Annotated in this window: 15 protein-coding genes and 1 pseudogene; 5 read left to right on the top strand and 11 right to left on the bottom strand. The window is 64.0% G+C overall.

Translation table 11 applies throughout. The features are described from left to right. Positions 1-9 precede the first annotated feature (9 nt). Positions 10-636: a phosphoesterase gene (locus ACHHTY_RS03125; protein ID WP_395492600.1), complete on the bottom strand. Its 627-nt coding sequence runs from the start codon at positions 634-636 to the stop codon at positions 10-12. A 384-nt stretch (positions 637-1,020) separates the two neighbouring features. Here ACHHTY_RS03125 and ACHHTY_RS03120 point away from each other — a divergent pair, with 384 nt between their 5' ends. The 4 genes from ACHHTY_RS03120 to ACHHTY_RS03105 are packed head-to-tail and all read left to right on the top strand — an operon-like array spanning position 1,021 to position 7,093. Continuing rightward, complete coding sequence (locus ACHHTY_RS03120; RefSeq protein WP_395492599.1) at positions 1,021-1,581, top strand: hypothetical protein; 561 nt, start codon at positions 1,021-1,023, stop codon at positions 1,579-1,581. A 13-nt stretch (positions 1,582-1,594) separates the two neighbouring features. Then, complete coding sequence (locus ACHHTY_RS03115; protein WP_395492662.1) at positions 1,595-2,845, top strand: exonuclease SbcCD subunit D C-terminal domain-containing protein; 1,251 nt, start codon at positions 1,595-1,597, stop codon at positions 2,843-2,845. Between the two features lie 12 nt (positions 2,846-2,857). Continuing rightward, positions 2,858-6,190 carry an AAA family ATPase gene (locus ACHHTY_RS03110; RefSeq protein WP_395492598.1) on the top strand — a complete coding sequence of 1,111 codons (3,333 nt, stop codon included), beginning with the start codon at positions 2,858-2,860 and terminating at the stop codon, positions 6,188-6,190. A gap of 48 nt (positions 6,191-6,238) precedes the next feature. Beyond that, complete coding sequence (locus ACHHTY_RS03105) at positions 6,239-7,093, top strand: deoxyribonuclease IV (RefSeq protein WP_395492597.1); 855 nt, start codon at positions 6,239-6,241, stop codon at positions 7,091-7,093. Between the two features lie 37 nt (positions 7,094-7,130). Here ACHHTY_RS03105 and ACHHTY_RS03100 read toward each other — a convergent pair whose 3' ends face one another. The 9 genes from ACHHTY_RS03100 to ACHHTY_RS03060 all read right to left on the bottom strand — a co-directional run bounded on the left by ACHHTY_RS03100 (position 7,131) and on the right by ACHHTY_RS03060 (position 15,970). Further along, a complete protein-coding gene (locus tag ACHHTY_RS03100) occupies positions 7,131-7,586 on the bottom strand; it encodes a YHS domain-containing (seleno)protein (RefSeq protein WP_395492596.1) in 456 nt (151 codons plus the stop codon). A gap of 109 nt (positions 7,587-7,695) precedes the next feature. Beyond that, positions 7,696-8,124, bottom strand: a complete 429-nt coding sequence (locus tag ACHHTY_RS03095; protein ID WP_395492595.1) for a CBS domain-containing protein — start codon at positions 8,122-8,124, stop codon at positions 7,696-7,698. 90 nt (positions 8,125-8,214) lie between these two features. Beyond that, positions 8,215-9,156 carry a 1-phosphofructokinase family hexose kinase gene (locus ACHHTY_RS03090; RefSeq protein ID WP_395492594.1) on the bottom strand — a complete coding sequence of 314 codons (942 nt, stop codon included), beginning with the start codon at positions 9,154-9,156 and terminating at the stop codon, positions 8,215-8,217. Positions 9,157-9,213: 57 nt separating this feature from the next. Further along, positions 9,214-10,941 carry a DNA polymerase/3'-5' exonuclease PolX gene (polX, locus tag ACHHTY_RS03085; protein WP_395492593.1) on the bottom strand — a complete coding sequence of 576 codons (1,728 nt, stop codon included), beginning with the start codon at positions 10,939-10,941 and terminating at the stop codon, positions 9,214-9,216. 20 nt (positions 10,942-10,961) lie between these two features. Next, positions 10,962-11,468, bottom strand: a complete 507-nt coding sequence (locus ACHHTY_RS03080; RefSeq protein WP_395492592.1) for a sll1863 family stress response protein — start codon at positions 11,466-11,468, stop codon at positions 10,962-10,964. A gap of 72 nt (positions 11,469-11,540) precedes the next feature. Further along, positions 11,541-12,431 carry a sugar phosphate isomerase/epimerase family protein gene (locus ACHHTY_RS03075; RefSeq protein WP_395492591.1) on the bottom strand — a complete coding sequence of 297 codons (891 nt, stop codon included), beginning with the start codon at positions 12,429-12,431 and terminating at the stop codon, positions 11,541-11,543. Then, complete coding sequence (locus tag ACHHTY_RS03070) at positions 12,428-13,825, bottom strand: hypothetical protein (protein WP_395492590.1); 1,398 nt, start codon at positions 13,823-13,825, stop codon at positions 12,428-12,430. Before ACHHTY_RS03070 ends, ACHHTY_RS03075 begins: the two co-directional genes overlap by 4 nt. 79 nt (positions 13,826-13,904) lie before the next feature. After that, a complete protein-coding gene (locus ACHHTY_RS03065; protein WP_395492589.1) occupies positions 13,905-14,174 on the bottom strand; it encodes a hypothetical protein in 270 nt (89 codons plus the stop codon). A 479-nt stretch (positions 14,175-14,653) separates the two neighbouring features. Next, a complete protein-coding gene (locus tag ACHHTY_RS03060) occupies positions 14,654-15,970 on the bottom strand; it encodes a ferredoxin reductase family protein (protein WP_395492588.1) in 1,317 nt (438 codons plus the stop codon). A gap of 268 nt (positions 15,971-16,238) precedes the next feature. Here ACHHTY_RS03060 and amrS point away from each other — a divergent pair, with 268 nt between their 5' ends. Further along, positions 16,239-17,252 carry an AmmeMemoRadiSam system radical SAM enzyme gene (amrS, locus tag ACHHTY_RS03055; RefSeq protein WP_395492587.1) on the top strand — a complete coding sequence of 338 codons (1,014 nt, stop codon included), beginning with the start codon at positions 16,239-16,241 and terminating at the stop codon, positions 17,250-17,252. 61 nt (positions 17,253-17,313) lie between these two features. Here the strand turns inward: amrS and ACHHTY_RS03050 are convergent. Then, positions 17,314-17,811: pseudogene (locus ACHHTY_RS03050) on the bottom strand (hypothetical protein); the annotation flags it as partial.

Genomic DNA, 17,811 nt, shown 5'->3' with positions numbered 1-17,811 from the left:
CGCCTGGGGTCAACCGCCTGATTCGGCCAGCGCCACCGCCAGCAGGGCCCACTGCTCGAAGCGCTCGCCGGCGGCCCGGATCTCGGCGGCCGACCACCAGCCTTGGGGGTGAATATCCTCCCCGTCGGCCCGGATGCCCAGAGCGCGACAAGCGCGCTCGGAATCCAGCCGTCCCAGGTGGACCGCCCCCAGATGAACCCGACCCACCGGCGAGGCATCATCGTTGATCCAGCCGAGAAAATCGCCGGCCACCGCCTCGGCGTTGACCAGTTCCTCGACCCGTTCCCGCCGCAGGGCGGCCTCGTAAGCAGCGGCGGAAAGCAGATCCCCGCCGGCATCCTCCCGGTTGATATGGCCGCCGAAGCCCACCGAAAGCCGACCGGCCAAGCGGCCCTCCCCGACCCCGCCGCCCCGCCGGTAGACAAAAAAACGCTGCCGGAAGGCAAAAAGCTGGTAAGGGATCAGCTGCTTGAAGGCGGGGTTTTCCTCGGCCCGGCTACGGGGCAGGAAATGCTGGGGCAAAACCAGGACCCGCTCGGGCTCCGGCCCGGCAAAACCCCCCTGGGGCAAAGCCCCGCCGAACAGCCCCTCCAGATCACGGCGCCGCAAACAAAAAACCTCTTCCTCAATCTTCATCCTGCCTCCTCGGGCTCGACTGACCATCACGCCAAAAAACTTGATCCTGCCAACCATACCCTGAACCTTCACGCCCCGCCAACCTGAATTACTCCCAGGAGCCATCAAGGTTACGGGTCTTTTGCCGAATTCAAGGCAGGATAAGAATAACCACAGAGAACCCAGAGAACACAGAGAAAATCTTGAGCCGGAGCGGCTGATTAATCTTAGGCTTCTCCGTGTTCTCTGGGTCCTCTGTGGTTATAAAACTCTTAATAAGCTTAATAAACCGCGACGGCTCCAGGCCCCCCTTGCCATGATGCCAGCCGACCGGCAGCAAATATTCTCTCCCCGGGCCGGCCAACCTGTGATATTTTTAAACTTTTCGCAAGCAAGGAGGAAATTATGATCAGCGAGCTTTTCGCCCGCCCGGGCCCGGCCAACAGCGCGGCAACCCTGGCGGTGCTGCAGGGCGGGATCACCCGCTGCGGGGTCAACCAGGTGGTGGTGGCTTCAACCTGGGGGGATACCGGCCTGGCCGCCGCCCGGTTGCTTAAGGGCTCCGGGGTCAACCTGGTGGTGGTGACCCACAATGTCGGCTTCCAGGAACCGGGCAGCCGGGAGATGAGCGCCGCCACCCGGGCCGAGATCGAGGCTCTGGGCGGCCGGGTCTGCACCGGCACCATGCCCTTCCGCAATATCGGCACCGCCATCCGGGCCAAGCAGCATTATTCCCAGCAGGACACCATCGCCAACACCCTGCGTCTTTGCGGCCAGGGGATCAAGGTCTGCGTCGAGATCGTGATGATGGCCGCCGATGCCGGGCTGATCAGTACGGAAGACGTCCTGGCGGTGGCCGGCACCGGCCGGGGGGCCGACACCGTGGCCTGGATCGCGCCCCAGTCATCCAACCGCCTCTTCGATCTCAAGATCCGCGCCATTCTGGCCAAACCCTCCCACTGGTAAGAGATTGCAAAAGCTGAAAATCCTCCATACCTCGGACTGGCATCTCAGTCGAACCCTTTACGGCCGCAAACGCTACCGGGAATTTGCCGCCTTGCTGGACTGGCTGGCCGCCACCATCAACGAGGAGCAAGTCGATGTCCTGCTGATCGCCGGCGATGTCTTCGACACCCCGGCCCCCAGCAACCGGGCCCAGGCCCTCTATTACCGCTTTCTCTGCCGGATCGCCGCCTCCCCCTGCCGTCACGTGGTGGTCATCGCCGGCAACCATGACTCGCCCTCGTTTCTCAACGCCCCCCGGGAGCTGTTGCGGGCGCTCGATGTCCATGTGCTCGGGGCCGCCACCGCGGAGCGGGCCGACGAGGTGCTGCTGCTCCGCGACCGCCGGGGGCAGCCTGAACTGATCGTCTGCGCGGTGCCCTACCTGCGGGACCGCGACCTGCGGCTGGCCGAGGCCGATGAGAGCCTGGAGGACAAGGAGCACAAACTGCTGGCCGGCATCCGCGATCATTATGCCGAAGTGGCGGCCATCGCGGAGCAAGCAGGCCGCGCCGGCGCCCGGGAGGCGGGGGCCACGGCGAGCCGGATTCCCCTGGTCGCCATGGGGCACCTTTTCGCCTCCGGGGGCCAGACGGTGGAAGGCGACGGGGTGCGGGAGCTTTATATCGGCTCTCTGGCCCATGTCCCGGCGGGCCTGTTGCCGGAGAGCTTCGACTACCTGGCCCTGGGCCACCTCCATGTACCCCAGCAGCTTGGCGGTTCCCCAACCAGGCGCTACAGCGGTTCACCCCTGCCCCTGGGCTTCGGCGAAGCGGGCCGGCCGAAAAGCGTTTGCCTGGTCGAAATGGCCGCCGGCGCCACCACGGTCCAACTGCGGCCGGTGCCGGTTTTCCAGCGCCTGGAACGGGTGGCGGGCGACTGGGAGACGATCGCGGCCCGTCTCGGCGAGCTGGTCGCCGAGCAGGATTCGGTCTGGCTGGAAATCGTCTATGAAGGCGAGGAGGTGATCGCCGATCTGCGCCGGCGCCTGGAGGCCGCCGTTGCCGATAGCGGCCTGGAAATCCTGCGGATCAGGAACAACCGGATCATCGAACGGGTACTCAGCCGCAACCGGGCCGATGAAACCCTGGATGATCTCGAGGTGGATGAGGTTTTCAGCCGCTGCCTGGCGGCCCACCGGGTGCCGGAGCCCCAGCGGCCGGAACTGTTTCGGGCCTACCGGGAAGCCGTCGCCTCGCTCCTGAGCGAAGACCGGCGGGCGGAATAGGGATAAGGAATCATGCGAATCCTGCAGGTGCGCTTCAAGAATCTCAACTCCCTGGTCGGCGAGTGGCAAATCGACCTGACCCACCCGGATTTCAGCGCCGACGGTATCTTCGCCATCACCGGCCCCACCGGAGCCGGCAAGACCACCATTCTCGACGCCATCTGCCTGGCCCTGTATGGCCGCACTCCCCGCCTGGCCCGGATCAACCAGGGCGGCAACGAGATCATGTCCCGCCAGACCGGAGAATGTTTCGCCCAGGTGACCTTCGCCACCCAGGCCGGCCGGTTCCGCTGCCACTGGAGCCAGCACCGGGCCCGGAAAAAGCCCGACGGCGAACTGCAGGCGCCCAAACATGAAATCGCCGCCGCCGCTTCGGGCCGCATCATCGCCAGCAAGCTGCGGGAAGTCGCCGCCGCCGTTGAAACCACCACCGGCATGGATTTCGACCGCTTCACCCGGTCCATGCTCCTGGCCCAGGGGGGCTTCGCCGCTTTTCTCCAGGCCGCCCCCGATGAACGGGCGCCGATCCTCGAACAAATCACCGGCACCGAAATCTACAGCCGGATTTCCATTCGGATCTTTGAGCGCCGGGGAGCGGAACGCAAGAAGCTCGAAGCCCTGGAAGCCGAACTGGCCGGCCTGCGCCTGCTGAGCGCCGAGGAGGAGGAGCAACTGCAGACCGGCCTGGCCGAAAAAACCAACCGGGAAGTCGAGCTCAACCAACGGATCAAAACCGCCAGCGACGCCCTGAGCTGGCTCGACGCCATGACCCGGCTTGAGCAGGAGCTGGCCCGGATCGCCACCCAAAAAGAGGAACTGCTCAGCCGCCGGCAGACCTTGGCCCCGGACCTTGCCAAGCTGGAACGGGCCGACCGGGCCCTGGAGCTGAGCGGCGAATATGGCGCCCTGGCCGCCCTGCGCCAAGCCCAGCAAGCGGACCGGCAAAACCTGGCCGCCGCCCGCCAGGCCCTGCCCGCCCGGGAAGCGGCCCTGAAGCAGGCCGGCTCGGACCTTGAGCGGGCCCGGACAAACCTGGCCGGCCGCAAGGCGGCCCAGAAAGAGGCCCTGCCGCTGATCCGCCAGGCCCGCGAACTTGATATCAAGATCGCCGAAAAGGACCGGCCGCTTAAAGCCGGTACCGAAGAGATCGGCGCCCGGGAAAAAACCCTGGCCGAGCTGAAAAAGCGGCGCACCGAAGCCGCGCGGCTTCTCGCCGGCGAGCAGCAGGCCCTGGCCCAATGCCGGCAACAGCAGCTAAAGGCCCGGGCCGACGAGGGCCTGGTCGAGCACCTGGCCGGCATTGAGGCCCGATGCACGGCGCTCGGAGAAGTGGAGCAGCAACTTAGCGGCAAAAAGGCGGAACTGGCGGCAGCCGAAAAGCTGGCCCGGGAGACCAGGCAGGATCTCCACCAGCGGGACAACGACCTGCGGATCCGGCAAAAACAGCTCGCGACCCAGCAAAAGGCCTTGGCCCGTAAGCGGCAAGAACTCGAACGACTGCTGGCCGGCCGGGCTCTGCCCGCCTGGCGCCGCCGGCTGCTGGACCTGCGGGAAAAAGTGCTGGGCCAGGAAAAATTCAGCGCCGCGACCCAGTCCCTGGCCCAAGCCCGCGGCCAACTGGGAGACCAGGAACCCTGCCCGCTCTGCGGAGCCCGGGAACATCCCTTCACCAGCGGGAACATCCCGGCCCCCGACCCTGAACTCAATGGCGAACTTACCCAGGTGACCAACCTGGTCCAGGCCGCCGAAGAACTGGAAAGCGAGCTGACCCGGCTGGGTGAAGCGCTGGCCCAAAGCCAGGCCGCCGCCAGCCGGGTTGAATGGGAGAGCCAGGCCGCCGGCCACCGGCACGATTCGGCCACCCGAACCCTGACCAGGTTGGAGCGGGAAGCCACCGAGCTGGCCAACCGGCTCCGGCAGCGGCAGGACGAGCTGTTGGTCGAGGTGGCCCCTTACGGCATCCGGGAACTTACCCCGGCTAACCGGGAGCGGGTCCGGGACCAGCTGAGCGCCCGCCGCCGCCAATGGCTGGACCGGCAAAAGGAAACTGCGGCCCTGGAGGGACGAATTGCCGCCTGGCAACTGCGGGTTGGCCATCAAGATGAAGAGCTTGCCCGGACCACGGCCGAATTGCAAAGGCTACGCCAATCACTGGCCGCCCTCCAGGCCGAACGGGACCAATTGGCCCGGGAGCGTCTCCAGCTCTGCGCCGAGCAGGATCCGGACCGGGTAGAGGAACGCCTGGCCACCGCCCTTGAGAGGGCGGAGCAGGATATCGCCGCCGCCCGCCAGGTTCTTGAAACCGCCGCCCGGGAACGGGACCAGCTCCTAAGCCGGGGCAAGGAGCTGGAACAGGCCCTGGCCGACCGGAGCGCTCTCCTCCAGCCGGCCGAAACGGCCTGGCGGGCCCGTTTGGCCGCCGCCGGCTTTGGCGCTGAAACGGACTATCGGGAGGCCTGCCTGCCGGAAGAACAGCGCCAGCAATTGCGCCGGCAGGCCCAACAACAGGCCAGCGCGGAAAGCATCCTGGCCGCCGCGGAACATGACCAGACCGCCCAACTGGCCGTTCAACGGGCCAGAAAGCTCAGCGAGTTGCCCCGCGCCGAGCTGGAGCGGCAACAGGACCAGGGCCGGCAAAGCCTGCGGCAACTCCAGCAGGAGATCGGCGCCATCGGCCAGCAGTTGCGGGACAACCAGCGCTTGCGCGAACGGCAGCGGGAGCGCCTTCAGGCCCTGGTCGCCCAGCAGCGGGAATGCGAACGCTGGAACCTGCTGCATGAGCTGATCGGCTCGGCCGACGGCAAAAAATACCGCAATTTCGCCCAGGGCCTTACCTTTGAAATGATGATCGGCCATGCCAATCGCCAGCTGCAAAAAATGACCGATCGCTACCTGTTGCTGCGCGACGAGGGTCAGCCCCTGGAACTTAACGTGATCGACAACTACCAGGCGGGGGAAATCCGCTCGACCAAGAACCTCTCCGGCGGCGAGAGTTTTATCGTCAGCCTGGCCCTGGCCCTGGGCCTTTCCCGGATGGCCAGCCGCAACGTCCGGGTGGACTCCCTGTTCCTCGACGAGGGTTTCGGCACCCTGGACGACGATGCCCTGGAAACCGCCCTGGAAACCTTGGCCGGCCTGCGCCAGGACGGCAAGCTGATCGGGGTGATTTCCCACGTCCCGGCCCTTAAGGAGCGCATCGCCACCCGGATCCGGGTCATCCCCCAAACGGGGGGACGCAGCATTATCAGCGGGCCGGGCTGCGGGCGCGTCGCTGCCCAAACCACCGCCGCGACAAGCGCCGATCCCCCGCATAATAACAGCCCGGCGCCCGGTTCAGCTACCTAATGGAAAACAACCGGCCAAGGCCAGGGAAAACCTTCAGGAGGAAAAAGCATGCCTTTGCTGGGAGCGCACATGTCGGTGGCCGGCGGCCTCCACCATGCCTTTGACCATCTTAGCAAGGTGGGAGGCGAAGCCCTGCAGATCTTTACCCGCAACCAGCGGCAGTGGCAGGCGGCCCCGGTCAGCGAGGAGGAGGCCGCCGCGTTCCGGGCGGCCTGGCAGGCGGCCGGAGAGCCGCCGGTGGCCGCCCATAACTCTTACCTGATCAACCTGGCCGGCAACAAACCGGAAACCGAGGAGCGCTCCATCGCGGCCCTGGTCGCCGAGCTGGAACGTTGCCGGATCCTGGAGATCCCCTGGCTGATCATGCATCCCGGCTCTCACCTGGGCCAGGGGACGAAGGCGGGCCTTGCCCGGTGCAGCCGCAACCTCGACACCGTTTTGGAGGAGGCCGGCAAGGCCAACCGGGTGACGATCCTGCTGGAAAACACCGCCGGTCAGGGCACCAACCTGGGCCGCAGCTTCGAGGAACTGGCGGCAATTATCGCCGCTTGCCGGCAGCCGCAACGCTTCGGGATCTGTTTCGATACCTGCCACGCCTTCGCCGCCGGCTACGACCTCCGCACCCCGCAAGCCTACCGGAAAACCTTCGCGGAGCTGGACCGGATCATCGGCCTGGAGCGGCTCCATTTTTTCCATCTCAACGACGCCCTGAAACCTCTGGGCAGCCGGGTGGACCGCCATACCCACATCGGCCAGGGCGAAATCGGCCGGGCAGGCTTTGGCCTGCTGATGAACGACCCCCGTTTCCGCCGCCATCCCATGGTGCTGGAAACCGACAAAGGCCCGGACCTCCGCGAGGATATTGAAAACCTGGCGGTCCTGCGCGGCCTGATGACCAGCTGACCCCGCGCCGCCCGGATGTTTTGCCTTCGGGGAAGAACTACTTGCCCAGCAGTTGGGGCCAGTTGCGATCGGCTTTTTCAATATGCCCCGCCCGATCCTGGTTCCAGATTTCCTGAATCTCCCGGTCCCGGTTGAGATAAAGTTTGCCCTCAACAATGGCCCAGCTTTCCGGGTCGCTGTCTGCCGTGGACCCACGGCTAACGGCCAGGGCTCAGTAGCCGCCATACTGGGGAGCATATCTGGCCGGATTTTCCTGGAACATGGCCAGGTGTTCCTGGCTGGAAAAATGCCATTTGGCCCCCTGCCATTCATGCACCAGTTCCGGCTGCCCTTTTACCGGGCTGCCGATGGTGAAATAAGCCACCGGGTCATAGCCCCTGAGGGCCACTCCATCGGCATCGACATTGACCGGGCTTATGGAGCCGGCGCCAGCAACCACAATAAAAATCCAGGTCCAGCTCAAAAAAATCGCACTGCCCAACAGCTTTTTCATGGTGTCCTCCTCTTGGTTCGGTTGCGGCCGTAATTGGCCTGCTTTAACGGCGGATGCTCAAACTGCGGGCGGAGCCGGCAGCTATGCCGCGGTGGGGCGCATATCGCGATCACGACCGATCCGGTTCCAGCAGCCGGCGGAAGAGATCCAGGGCTGAAACCACCGCCACGGGTTTATCGTCTTCGCCCGCAACCACCAGGTTGCGAATGCCGCCCTGCTTCATAACATCCAGGGCCAATTTCACGCTGTGGCCGGAAGCAAGTTGAACACAGGGAATTTTGGCCGACTTGCCGGTAATCAGTTGACAGCCGGTCATGATGTCGGCTACCTGCTTGCCGTCAAGATCTTCCTGACCGCCAATGCTGGTTACAATATCCATATCGGTCACCACTCCCGCCACCTCGCCGTCCCGCCGCACAACAAGGGCCGAGAGCCGGTGGTCGGTCATGATCTGCATGGCGACCCGCAGGGTATCGGTCGGGGCAACCCCGGGGACGTCCCAGTTGACGGCATTTTTGACATCGTCTTTGAATCCCATGGCTTTCCTCCTTTCTGCAAGGGTTAGATTACAGATATCAACCAGATTCGACGGTGGGCACGATGGGCGACAACTCGGCCTGAAGGATCATTAAAGCCGCTCCACCCGGATCTGATCCAGCAGCCGTTGCACATCCTCACGCTGACAAAGGGCGGTGGCCACGGTGGAGACGGCGGCGGTGCCGGCGGCCAGGCCGAGCAGGGCGGCCTCCTCGAGGGTTGCTCCTCGCGCCAGCCCCAGAGTGAGGCCGCCGACGGTGCTGTCCCCGGCCCCCACAGCACTTTTGACCTCCACCGGAGGCACTCGCAGGAGCAACCGCAGATCCTTGCCGACGACCAAAGCGCCCTCGCCACCCAGGCTGATCACCACCACCTCGGCCGCGCCCCGGTCGATCAGCTCACCGGCGAAGACCAGCCGGGCCTCCGTGTCCGGCAGATCGCGCCCGGCCAGGATCTGGGCCTCCCGGAGATTGGGTTTGACCAGAAAAACCCCTTCGTCCAGGGCCGCCTGCAACGGGGCCCCGGAACTGTCAAGGATCAGCCGGGCCCCGGCCGCGCTCACCCGGCCGGCCAACCGGCCCATGAAGGAGGCCGGCAGCCCCGGCGGCATACTGCCCGACACCACGACCAGGCCCGGCCCGGAAAGAGCCCGCTCGATGCTCTCCAGGGCTCGCTCACCATCCGCGGCCCCGAACTCCGGGCCCGGCAGGACGAAGCGATACTGGTCGCCGCTCACCTCCTCGGTGACACTGACCGACAAGCGGGTCATGCCCGGGCCCTCCATGAAGGTGAAGGCGATATCCTCGCTCCGCAGCAGATCCTGGCACATGCTGCCCAAGCTGCCGCCCAGAACCGTCCAGGCCTTGCTGTGACCGCCCAATTCGGCGATCACCCGCGACACGTTGAGCCCGCCTCCCCCGGGATCAAAGCGGGGCGCCGAGCAACGGAGCTTCGGGCCGGCCGTCAGTTTTTCGGTGGCGGTGGCAAGATCCAAGGCGGGATTAAGGGTAACGGTGAGAATATCCTGGGCCATATCTTACTCCTGGCGGAACAAAAGGGAGCCGGACAACAGCGCGGCATCCCTCTGGGGTTATCTTCGCAAGAGTTGCAGCAACTCTGCAACCGGGCGGGTATTGAGGACATCATCCCGGCTCAACCAGCCCCGGCGAGCCTGATCAAGGCCGTACTTGATGTTGGCCAACCCGGCAACCGAGTGGGCGTCGGTGGAAATGGCGACCTTGACTCCCATTTCTTTAGCCAGGCGACAATGATGATCGGTCAAGTCAAGGCGATCGGGATTGGCGTTCAGTTCGAGAAAACAGCCCCGCTCCCGGGCGGCTGCCATGACTTGCTCCATGTCCACCCCGTAGGGGGCCCGCTCGTTGATCAGCCGCCCGGTGGGATGGCCGATGATCCGGCAATGGGGGTTATCCATGGCCCGGATCATCCGTTCGGTCTGCCGGGCCGCCGGCAGATTGAAGCCGGAATGGATCGAGCAGACGGTGAGGTCGAGCTTTTTGAGCACCGTGTCAGGCAGGTCCAGGGAACCGTCGCTGAGGATATCCACCTCGATGCCCTTAATGATCCGAAAGCCCGGATATTCATCGGCAAGTTGATCGATTTCGTCCAGCTGTTGTTCCAGTCTCCGGCGGTCGAAACCATGGGCCACCGCGATGGCCCGGCTGTGTTCGGTGATGGCCAGATATTCGTAACCCAGCTCACGGGCCGCCGCGACCATTTCCCCCAGGGAGGCGCGGCCGTCGGTGGCCGTGGTATGGACATGGAGATCGCCCCGGATATCGTCGGCAACGATGAGCTCGGGCAGCCGGCCGCTCCGGGCCGCCTCGATTTCCCCCTGGTTTTCGCGCAGTTCCGGCTCGATGAAAGGGAGTCCGATGGCGGCCAGCACCTCCTCCTCGCTGGCACCGGCCAGGCGCCGTTGCTGGTCCTCGCCCCCGAAGACACCGTACTCGTTGATCTTCAGCCCCTTTTGGACCGCGATCTTGCGCACCGCGACGTTATGCTCCTTGGAACCGGTGAAATGATGCAGGGCCGCCCCGTAGCACTCATCTGGCACGACCCGCAGATCGACCTGCAACCCGTCCCGCAGGCGCACCGTCGACTTGGTGTCGCCCCGGCCGATCACCGCGGCGACATCCTCGTAGGCGACCATCCGCTCCATCACCGGGCTGGCCGGGCGGCAGGTCACCAGGATATCGAGATCACCCACCGTTTCCCGGCGCCGGCGATAGCTGCCGGCCGCCACCGCCCGCGTCACCCCCGGCACCGCGGCCAGATAGGCCAGCAAGGGTTCGGCCACCTGCTCGGCCCGGATGAGCTTGATCCTGCCCTGCTCCCGGTGGCGCCATTGCAGTTCCTCCAGTATTTTGTTTTCGGTTTTCTCCCCGAACCCTTTGAGTCGGCGAATTTTCTGCCCCCGGGCAGCGGCGGCCAGTTCGGCCAGATTGCTGATGCCGAGCTGGCGGTAGAGGATCGCCACTCGCTTGGGACCGAGCTGGGCCACCTGCAACAGGTCGGTCAACTCGGCCGGCAGCTCCCGGGTAAGCTCGTCGAGCATCCCGAGGCTTCCGGTGGCTACAATTTCGGCGATTTTTTCCGCCAGATCGTGACCGATCCCCGGCAACCGGGATAGATCTTCCTCCGCCGCCACCATCCCGGCCACACTCTGGGGCAGATCCGCTATGGTCCGGGCGGCGTTGCGGTAGGCCCTAATCCGGAAGGGATTGGCGGCGGCGATCTCCAGGAAGTCGGCAACCCGGTCGAAAATGGCGGCCACATCCGCGTTATGAATCGGCATGACCCTGGGCGCCCGGACCCTTAACGGGCCGGTTCCGGTTCCTTGGCAGCGCCGCTCTCCTCCTCGGCCTCAAACTCCCGGGTCGCTTTTTCCCAGGTCTCGGCCAACGATGTGTAGGCCTCCGAAAAACCCTTTTTCACCTGGTCCCAGACGGTAGCGGAGCCGCTGGCCAAACGATCGTACCATTCCGCCACCTTCTCCCGTTGCTCGCGCAGGGCCTCCAGGTTCTCACTGGCCTTCTCGCGGGCGGTTTTGCTCATCTTGTCCCAGTTATCCTGGATCCTGCCTTCGAGGGCTTTGATCCGGGCATCGAGATTGGCCAGGGCCTTTTTGGCTTTGGCCCTCGCCTCATCGCGCTGATCGGCGCCATAGCTCCTGAGCGCATCCAGCAGTTCACGGGTTTCTTCCTGCACATCTTCCCGGGTGGTTTTTTCGGGCTCCGTGGCCGCGAAACTTCCTCCGGCAAGGCCCCAAACAGCCACCAACACCGCCACGATGAGCAGATTCACCGCTTTTAGTCCTTTCATTGGTCACCTCCGTAAAGTTTGTTGTTTGTTTTCATATTTTAGATGAATCGGTATCCTTTAACAATTGCCGGCTCAGTCCGGCCGTCCCTCGGTCAGCATTTTAGGGCCGGCGGCGCCGGCCTCAAGATCCAGGCGCCGAAGCAGCCGCCGCAGGTAAAGCCGGGCCGCCTGGGCCTGCCGGAGCAGGCTGGCCGGTTTTTCGGCGCTGTCGCCATTGAGCTCCAGGATAATGCTGCCGGCAAATCCCGTCCGCTGCAAGTGACTCAACAGGCGCAACCAGTCGATCCGGCCCCGGCCCGGGGGAAGATGATCGTCGTACTGGCCGCCGTTGTCGCTGGCGTGGACCATTTTCAGCGAACCGGCCAGCACGGTGGTGATATGGTCCAACTCCCCGCTCAAAAAACCATGCCCGGTATCCAGGCAGGTACCGACCTCCTCCCCCCGGATGTCCCCCAGACTGCGCAGCAGGTTGCTGATAGCGCCGCAGAAGAGGTGCGGGAGCATGTTTTCCAGCACCAGGCGGAGATTAAGGGCCCGGCAGCGGGCGGCGATTTCATTGAGGGCCAGGATTCCGGCGCGCTGGCGGGCCATATTTTCTGCGGGCCCAAGATCCAGTTCCTTTTCCGGTCCGGGGTGCAGGACCAGGTAGCGCGCGTCAAGAATGGCGGCGGCCTCGGCGGCGCGCAGCATTTCCCCGATGCTGCGGCGCCGGTTGCCTTCATCGGGGGCGGTGATATCGAGATCCCCGGCGAAGGGGGCGTGGAAGGAATAGGCTTCCAGGCCCAGGGCTTCCAGGTGCCGGGCGATCCGCCGGACCTGATCCCGGTCTTGGTAGTCGAGGTGCTTTCGGTAGGAACAGATCTCCAGGATCGTGAAGCCGTGGGCCCTAATCGGCTCCAGGCATTCCATGATGCCGCGACGGTAAAAGCTGCCGGTGGACAGCCCCACGGGCCAATCGCTCATATTTCACTCCTGTTGAGCAGGGTTGTGCGCAAAAGCTCCAGGTCACAGCCGGCCCGCGGCTCCCGGCACAGCCCTTTTTCCCGGGCCGAAACGCAGTTAAAATCCTGGAGCCGATCAAGGCCGACGGCAATCAGACCGGCAAAGACCCGGGTATAGAAGTCGGCCCGGCTGGCCGCGTCATAAAGATACCAACTGCTGCCCCAGCCGTAATCTCTTTCGTACTTGGAGCGAATCAGGCCGGCGATATGGCGGGGGTGCCAGCCCAGGGCCAGCAGGGTGGTCACCACCTGGCGGATCTCGGCCGGCCGCAGCAGCAGATCGTTGGGGTGGTTGAGAATATGGCCCACGCAGGGCGGCAACTCCTCCCCGGTAAAAAGATCGTAGCCCGCCGACCATTGCTGGGGCGGATCATGTTCGGCGGCATAGAAGCGGCGATGAAATTCCGCCAGGGGCGAAGCGCGGTAGGCCGCCAACAGCCGGGCGGTGCCGGCGGTCTGAATCGGAATCCTGGTATCGGCAACGGCGGCCAGGTCGGCGGCCAGAGTGGCATCGCGCAGGGCGGCCACCGCCCGTTCCGGGCCGGCCCCGCCGGCGGGGACGGCGAACATGACCGGGATGCGATCCCGGGTTGCTTGATTCAAGATGCCGTATTTCTGCCAGGGCTTGAGATAGACGCTGAAGGGCAGCCGGATCATCCGCAAATGGAGGGGATCGGCGTATTCGCTGATATCCACCGAAACCATTTCCCGGCCCCGCTGCTGGGGACCGACGGTTACGGCGGTCAATTCCACCGGCAGCGGCGAGACCGCCGCCGCCCGCTCCTTGATCAGATGGGCCAGATATTCGATCACCAGGGCCAGGCCGGCAAAGGCCCGGCCCTGGTCCAGGCCCACCGGCTCGCCATAAGGCGGGTGCGGGCCCCGGTAGATTTCAGCCAGATGCGGCGGCAGGACGACCAGGTCCGCCAGGGCGCTGAAAACGGAGCTGGCCCGCGGCACCTGCCAGACGAAGTGATGCCCCCGGCCGCTCAGCAGGTGCAAGGGCCGCAGGCCGAAGTCGGCGAGCAGGGCGAGGACGGCATCGACCATCGGCTGCTGCACGGCGAAGGTGCGTTGGGCATCGAGATACGGTTCGGCGGGGAAGTCGAAATTGACGTATTCAAGATCGAGGTGAATTACCAGGTAATGGCGATCCCACAAGGAGCGCCCCACATCAAGGCCCTGGGCGAGGAACAGGTCGAGGGAGGTCGGAGGCTGGGGGCGGAAGTCCGCCGGAGTCGGCAGATCGCAACGGCTCAGATAGACGGCGGAGACCTGCTCCGGTGAGGAACCACCGAGAAATTCCAGCATCCGGCGGCGCACCGCCGGGATTTTATAGTAGCTGGCAATAATCATAGTTGTCTCCGGGAGACCGGGCCGCCCCGGGTCAGGAATTGCCGGGCCGGGACAACCGCCGCAGCGATCATCCTGGCGCTCAGGACGCGGGCTGATGACATCTGGTGCAGCTTTCATCGCTCCAGCCGGTGTGATTGCTGGGATAGGGGCTGGTTCCCCGCAGGCCGTGGCAGCGGCTGCACTCCTCCATGCCGGCGATCGGATGCGAAACCACCTGGACCGCCCGGGCCGCCCTCGAGTCAGGTTGTTCCAACAGTTCGGGCGCTTGCAGAAAAGCGAAAGCCGCGCTGGCTATCAGCACCAGGATCCCTACAATAATGGCCAGTTGGGTCGAATATAACTCCCGCATGCAGCAGACCTCCCTGATCGTTCAGCAAACCCAGAACCACTCTCCCGCCCCCGCCCCAATCCTGCCACCAATGCGCATATTGCGGCAAGCGAGGCGGCGACGCATACTTCGGCTATCTGAGCCGGCTCGATCGCCGCAAGATGCGCCCTGTATCCCGTCGGTAACCGGGCGGCAGAGGCGCATATTGCGGCAAGCGAGGCGGCGACGCATACTTCGGCTATGTGAGCCGGCTCGATCGTCGCAAGATGCGCCTCTGCAATTCCGTCGGTAACCGGGCGGCAGAGGCGCATATTGCGGCAAGCGAGGCGGCGACGCATACTTCGGCTATGTGAGCCGGCTCGATCGTCGCAAGATGCGCCCCCTGTAATCCCGTCGGTAACCGGGCGGCAGAGGCGCATATTGCGGCAAGCGAGACGGCGACGCATACTTCGGCTATGTGAGCCGGCTCGATCGTCGCAAGATGCGCCTCTGCCGCCCGGTTACACGAAGTTGAAGCTTTCGGAGTGGATATTCTCCGGCGGCAAACCCAGCTTGACCACCGCTTTTTGAATTGCTTTCTGCATCGGGGCGGGTCCGCAGATGAAATACTCCAGCTCCATTCGGTTTTCCGGCAGGTAGGCGGCCATCAGCTCAACGGTGACCCGGCCCTTTTCCCCGGTCCAGTCCGGCGGAGGATCATCCAGGACATGGACCAGCTTCAGCCGCAGCCGCTGCCGGAGGCTCTCCAGTTCTTCCCGGAAAGTGACGTCATCCCAACTATTGCTGCCATAGAGCAGCAGGACCGGCCGCCGGTCGCCCCGGTCGGCCATGGTCCGCAGAACGCTCATAACCGGGGTAATACCCACCCCGCCGGCGATAAAGCAGAACCCGGGGGCGTCCCGGCCTTCGATGGTAAAGGAGCCGTAGGGTCCGTCAAGATAGGCGCGGGTCCCCGGCCTGGTGGCCCCGATCCGGGAACTGAAGTCACCCAGTTCCTTGACGGTCAGCCGCAGGCTGCCCTGCTCCAAAGCGCTGGAGGCAAAGGAAAAAGGGTGCTCGGTAATGGCAAAAGGCGAGCGGCCCAGGGTCAGCCAGGCGAATTGACCGGCCTTGAAATCCATTCCGCCATGCCCGTCAGGACGCAAGCGCAGAGTCCAGGATCGGCCATGCTCCCGGGCCACCTCCTCCACGATATAAGGCCGCCGCAGCATCCGGCAGGACTTGATGATTCGGACATGGACCAGGGCCAGCAGCCAGGCTGCGGCCATGGCCATCCAGATTCCCCGCTTGACCGGGCCTTCGGTGTAGTAGTCGATCCCGATGATATGGAGCAGGGCCAACAGCACGGCCAGCACCGAGACATAGCCGTGAATCATCCGCCAGACCTCGTAGGGCAGGCCCAGCTTGAGGCGGTAAAGGGAAGTTATGATGATGACGATAAAGGCCCCGAAACTGATCAGCCCGGTAATCATCCAGACCGGCGCCGACGCCGGCGCCAACAGGAGAAAAAGGTCGGGGCTGGCGCTTAGCAGCACCGCCACATGGAGAAAAAGAAAAACAAAGGCGATCAGGGAGATATTGCGATGAAAATGGTAGACCACGTCAATCCCGTAGGGGGTGGTCAAATGCTGGAAGCGACCGGTAAGAAAAAACTGCAGGCCCATCATCGACAGGCCGGCAAAACCAAGGCCCACCGCGAACTCCCGCCAGAAGCCCCGGCCCGGCGGTGGTTCAATCAGCATGGCCAGCAACGGACCGGTGGCGATGATAAAATAAATCCCGAGCCAAAACGCGCTCCGCCAATGCCGCATGGTCATTTCGCTCGCTCATTCGATTGAATTTAAGGATAACGCAGGCAACTACTCTGATTGTCAGTATGCGCTAATTCAGAACAAAGGTCCAGAGGGATAAGGGATGCCGGGGCCGCCGGGCGAGCCCGACTCCCAGCCGGCCAAACCCGGCCGGCCATTTGACAGCAGCCAAGTGATTGTGCTGTAATAAAAAAACGTCACCGGCAAGGTTAGCCGGGATAGCTCAGGCAGAAGACTCCGCCCCCGATCGACCTCCTCGCGGGAGATTACAGCCATGCAAGAAGCCCTGTTTTATGACCAGGAAAAAGAGTTAAGCGTCCTCTGCCGGCTTTGCCACCATAACTGCCATATCAAGGAGGGCCGGCGCGGCATCTGCGGGGTCCGCGAAAACCGGCAGGGCAAGCTGTACAGCCTGGTTTACGGCCGGCTGGTTTCCGAGAATATCGATCCCATCGAAAAAAAACCGCTCTTTCATTTCCTGCCCGGCAGCAAATCTTATTCCATCTCCACGGTGGGCTGCAATTTCCGCTGCGCCCACTGCCAGAACTACCAGATCTCCCAGTATCCTCACGCCCACGAAGGCGAAATCATCGGCCGGGAGCGATCCCCCGAGGACGTGGTCAACGCCGCCCAGCAGGCCAACTGCCGCAGCATCAGCTACACCTATGTGGAGCCGACCATTTTTTACGAATTCGCTTACGACTGCGCGGTGCTGGCCCACCAGCGGGGGATCAAAAACGTCTTTGTCAGCAATGGCTACATGGGAGAGGAAGTTACCCGGCACCTGGCTCCGGTGCTGGATGGCATCAACATCGATATCAAGGCCTTCAGCGAAAAATTCTACCACCAGGTCTGCAAAGCCCGCCTGCAGCCGGTGCTGGATAATGTCCGGCTCATGCGCCGGCTCGGGGTCTGGGTGGAGGTAACCACCCTGATCATCCCCGGCTGGAACGACAGCGATGACGAACTGGGGCGGATTGCCGCCTTCATCAAGGAAGTCGATCCGGCCATCCCCTGGCACGTCACCGCCTTTTATCCCACCTACCAGATGCTCGACCGGCCGCCGACCCCGGTCGCCACCCTGCGCAAGGCCCGGAAAATCGGGCTGGCCGCCGGCCTGCGCCATGTCTATGAGGGCAACATCCCCGGCGAGGGCGGCGAAAGCACCTACTGTCCCGCCTGCAACGCCCTGCTCCTGGAACGCTTCGGCTTCAGCATCGGCCGGAACAATCTTGCCGACGGCCGTTGTCCTTCCTGCGGGGAGAAAATCGCGGGGGTCTGGGACTGATGGGAGACAGACGCCGGGATGGGATCAATGATCACGAAACGGGCAAGCAGCGAAAGGCTTCTCAAAACCGGTAGCGCAGACCCAGCAGGTAGAAATCCGACGCTCCCCGAACCCCGCCGAACAAGCCGAATACCCCGGATCGATGGTGAATGCGATAAACCAGTTCCACTCCCGCAAAGCGGGGGGGAGCCACAGCCAGCTCGAGAGCCAGGTAGTTCAGCAGATGCCTGCTCCGGCCGGCGTTTAAGTCCGCCTCGATTTGCGGACTTCTGGTGGCGTAGGACAGGCCATTGCCGGCCGCCACGGTGGTCGGCAAAAGATGATTCCACGGCAAGTTGTGATAGCGCACCAGGGCGGCGGCCGTGAATTCCTGGTAATCCTGGCGGACACCGCTGCGCCGATCCCGGTGCCAGGCCGCCGTCCCCTCGACTTCCCAGGAAAAATGCTGCCGCAACTCGCCCATCCCCCGGGACAATGCCAGGCCATGGAAGTAGTGGTCGTTAAAACTGCCGGGAATATTGAAGGTGGCCCGGCCGATGGTCCTGTCGGTATGAATGCC

The sequence above is a fragment of the Desulfurivibrio nitratireducens genome (genome assembly GCF_044068515.1).
Classification (GTDB): domain Bacteria; phylum Desulfobacterota; class Desulfobulbia; order Desulfobulbales; family Desulfurivibrionaceae; genus Desulfurivibrio.
This window is presented reverse-complemented; position numbering and strand designations above follow the sequence as displayed.